The following is a 4509-nucleotide window of genomic DNA, read 5'->3' on the forward strand; positions in this document are numbered from 1 at the left end:
GTTCCTGAAGTATAACAGAAGTAAGATGTTTGCGCAACCCCCTAAAATTATATGAAATGAAGATTGCGTTATGAAGTTGCGCCAAAATTATTTTTTAAGCAGCAAAAAGTTATTTAAAAATAGATCAAATTGGTTAAAAATACTTGATGTTTAGTGGTTTAGATGCCGTCTTGTCTATGGATATGATTACTCAGGAGGATATTATGGGGTTGAAAAAAAATGGATTAAAAATCCCGCCAGCGGGGCTACGGGGATAGGAATTTTAGCCCCGCTTTAAAAGCGGGGTAAACCTTTCGCTTATTAGATCCCGTCCCGCTGAAAGCGGGACGGGAGTTTCATAAAATCGCAACATGATTTTATTGGTTCCCACTTACCTCTTTGTCGCAGTCAAAAGCTTCTTGCGCACTAACTACCCCGTCATGGTTATAATCGCAGCTATCGTAATAGGTACATTCTCCGTACTCGTAACTATCTACAATCCCGTCACAGTTCCAATCGCAGGGGTCGGCGCCGGTACAGGGGTTGTACACAGATTCATAATAGGGGTCGTGATAGGGGTCGTAATAGGGATCGTAATACGGGTCATCGATATAATCCCCCGGCGGCGGATACATGCCATATTCATCCGGTGGCGGATACATTCCATATTCGTCCGGTGGCGGATACATTCCGTATTCATCCGGTGGCGGATACATTCCATATTCGTCCGGTGGCGGATACATTCCGTATTCATCCGGTGGTGGATACATTCCATATTCATCCGGTGGTGGATACATTCCATATTCATCCGGCGGCGGGTACATTCCATATTCATCCGGCGGCGGGTCCATTCCATATTCATCCGGCGGTGGATACATCCCATATTCGTCCGGTGGCGGATAATCCCCGTACTCTCCAGGAGGTGGCGGGTACATGCCGTATTCCGGCGGATACTCTCCGGGTGGATAATCCCCCGGCGGTGGCGGATACATACCATATTCGGGCGGATATTCTCCGGGTGGGTAATCGCCAGGCGGTGGATACATACCATATTCGGGCGGATATTCCCCGGGCGGATAATCTCCGGGAGGATACATTCCAGGTGGATGTTCTCCGGGAGGATACATTCCATATTCAGGCGGATAATCGCCAGGTGGTGGATACATACCGGGCGGATACTCCCCGGGTGGGTAATCTCCGGGCGGATACATACCATATTCTCCCGGCGGCGGTCCTTTGTTAGGGTCCCAATCCGGTGGCGGTCCCATACTCGGATCCCAGCCCGGCGGCGGTTGCATTCCAGGCGGATATTCTCCGGGCGGATACATACCATATTCCCCGGGTGGCGGTCCCTTGCTCGGGTCCCAGTCCGGCGGCGGTCCCTTACTCGGATCCCAGCCCGGCGGCGGCTGCATCCCAGGCGGATACTCCCCAGGCGGGCGCACCCCGGGCGGATACTGTCCCGGCGATGGCGGCTGCATCCCCGGTACCGGCGGGACAAATCCCATTTCCTTAAACATATTTTTCGTATCTTCGGTCATATCCATATACATCTTGCGGACATCACCATCGATCTTCTGGACGGCTTCAGCCGCATGCCGGACGGCTTCCATATCATACCTTGCAGCCATATCATGGACTTCTCTAACGATTCGATCAGCCTCAACAAATTGCTTTTCAGCGTTGCCGATAGCATTCACGGCATCGTTAAGGGCTTTTTCGATCATTTGAACTTCTTTTTCATCCTTGGCATTCGCCATGGCCTGCTGCAAATGCTGGCGGTTTTCTTTGAACTCCGCAACGGAAACCGCAATTTTTTCTTTTGCTATCCCGGCATCCGCGGCGGCCCCGGCAATCTCTCCGTCAATCATTTTTACGGTTTCATCGGGGTTGTTCTCTTTTATAACTCTGGAGGCTTCCTTGGCCACATGCAGGGCCGCTACCTTGGCTTTGGCTATTTCAGCCGGCTTTTTGGAAGCCCTGGCCCTGGCGGTGGCTACATAGGCTCTTTCAACGCGCCTATAAACAGAGTTTTTATTTGCTGCCCGTTTTCCGGGATTTTTAAAACGGCCTCTGATGACTTTGCCGGTAACTTCAGCCGTACCGGTGTACATCTTCAAATAGCTTTTCTGGTTGTCGAAGCCGAGGTCCCCTTCTGAACCGCGTATCCCAGCGACGGCTGTCGGTGTCTGCAAAAAATTTTTCCTTTTGGACGCACCGCTTTTGAACCACAATTTGCCGATAAAAGCGGTGATCCTGCGGACGGTTCTTTTGGATTTAAAGATCCAAAAACCGCTCTTTTCTTCCCTTTCCTGGATCAAGGTATTGGAATACGGGCTGACCTTAATAATGGCACCGTCATTGAAGGTCACCTGAACCTGGCCTTGTTTAGTCTGGATGCGACTGCCTTCATACAAAAATTGGCCGACGCGCATAACCGGGACTAAATCAGTTCCGGACTGAATAAGGACCTGGCCTTTAAAACTGGTCACTTTGGCGATCGGTTTGGCGGCTTGCACCTGCGGAATCAGAAAAAAGATTCCCATAAACAGTGCCAAAAAAAGCATGCAAGCTCTGGCTGAAAATTTCATTGCGGTCTCCTCAGTATAAGGTCATTTTTTAATATCAATTATATTTTAAATTAAATCAATTGGTTCGAGGTTTTTACAAGAAATTCGGGCTAAGTGTATCCTCTTTATATATCGGCGATTTAGAAAGAAACTTTAGTCCGAATTTAACATAATGGACATGAACAGAAATGGAAAATAAATGTTGCAAGACATATGCCAAATTGACTGGCTTTCCGCAGCTTATAAACTGAGACTTTTGCAAAACGTCTCAGTTTGTCCAATTTCTACATAATCACTTGTTTTTATTTCGGTTTTTTTTGTTTTAGAACCAAAAAAAACTTTTAATGAGAAATTTGTCTTAGAATTGATAGGAAGCCAGCTCTAATTTGCTGATACAGATAGGAAAATTTTGCCTGTTATGAGCTAAAGAGAGCAGCGTTGGAATTAAAATGAAAGATGGGACTTTTTACGACGCCATCAATCTGCTGATCCCATAGTTCCCAAGGCGTCTTTAACAAACCCTTCATCAGGATAATACATTCGAACCTGCCTTTTGATATCTTGCATCATTCTTTTTCGTAAGCGTTTGTTATCGGATTCCAGTTCCAGTGCTTTTTGATAATGCCAGCCGGCCTTGGTCCAGGCCGGTTTCCATTCTGTAAAGATCGGCGCCATGACCTTGGACCGCATCACCCAGTAATGACCCAGTTTGACATGCAGCAAAGGGTTCTTTTCTCCGGCAAAGTAGGCGGTCCGTTCCATGGATATATCGGCGGCCGGAAACCATTTTGAGCCAAAATCGGGTTCCAGCCACATACGCGCATACTCCCACCCCAGTTGCTGATGATATTCAACCGCAAAGGGATTCAGACGCACGGCCTGTTCCATGGTTTTCACAATTTCCATCTGGATTTTTCGCAGTTCCGGTTCCTTTAGTTCTGTATCTTGCATCCTAAGTCCTTGATTCCGCTTTTTGATCAACCCAAGGGCCATTTTGTACCAGTATCCCGCATTACGGCCGTCCCAGGCAATAGCCGCTTTGATCTCTTCCAGCGCAGGATTCTGATCTCTATTCAGCGTGGAATTGAGGACCGTATTGCAATAAGCCTCGGCCACAAAATGCCGCATGGTCCAGACCCCGGCCCATGTTACAAGACCTGCAAACAGCAGCAGACTCAAAACCCCTTTGGGGTTCAAAGATAAGATGCGGTATTGGTAATGCACTTTGTCGCGCTGATGTCCCTTAAGATGCAGGGCACTGAAACCGATGGCCAGGATGGCCGTAAATACCATGCTGTTGGCCGGAACATGAAAGTTAAAGTCAGAATATGAATGCACCGCCATGGCGGCCATAACCGCCAGCGGCACCATCCCCAGACAGACCGCAAAAGGATCATTACGTCCGGCCCAAATTTTAATGATACGGTATATATAATAAAACGTTCCGATCAGCAGCAGGCCAAAGCCGATAATGCCGGCCTCGGCCATAAACTGAATCCAGTCGTTGTGAGCATGCATAAGATACCTGTTTTTGTCTTCAACAGCCTGGTATCGCGGATACGCATATTGAAAATTTCCGACCCCCACACCGGTAAGATTATAATCTGCATACATTTCCAAAGTGTTACGGGCATATCTTGTTCTCGTTTCAAAACCAACATCAAAGTTTTTAAAGCGTTCCAGAGGATAGTCAACCCCGATTTTAAGAGCATAAACAGAAGTAATTACAAACAACAAAACAAGGACAAATCCTTTGCGGCGATGTTTTTTCCGTACCAAAAACAAAAAGCCCATCACCAGCATGCCCGCGGCTACCGCTATCATCCCCCCTCTGGAGGCTGAAAAAATCAGCCCGATACCCATGACGGCGCCGGAAAAAACAATAAAGATTCTTTTGGAGAATTGCTGCTCTCCTAAGAACGTTTCTGCAAGCCTTTCTTTGAAACTGCTTTTGCCGCCA

At 47.7% G+C, this 4509-nt stretch carries 2 protein-coding genes; both read right to left on the bottom strand.

Annotated elements, in window-relative coordinates; genetic code table 11:
- Positions 1 to 356: 356 nt before the first annotated feature.
- The gene (locus tag V3S16_RS06695) at positions 357 to 2570 is read right to left on the bottom strand and encodes a hypothetical protein (RefSeq protein WP_413883898.1); all 2214 of its coding nucleotides are present in this window, start codon (positions 2568 to 2570) and stop codon (positions 357 to 359) included.
- Between the two features lie 456 nt (positions 2571 to 3026).
- Positions 3027 to 4509: O-antigen ligase family protein (locus V3S16_RS06700; protein WP_413883899.1), on the bottom strand; the 1483-nt coding region annotated here is incomplete at its 5' end.

It is taken from the genome of Candidatus Desulfatibia sp. (assembly GCF_036446775.1).
In the GTDB taxonomy this organism is placed as follows: domain Bacteria; phylum Desulfobacterota; class Desulfobacteria; order Desulfobacterales; family UBA11574; genus Desulfatibia_A.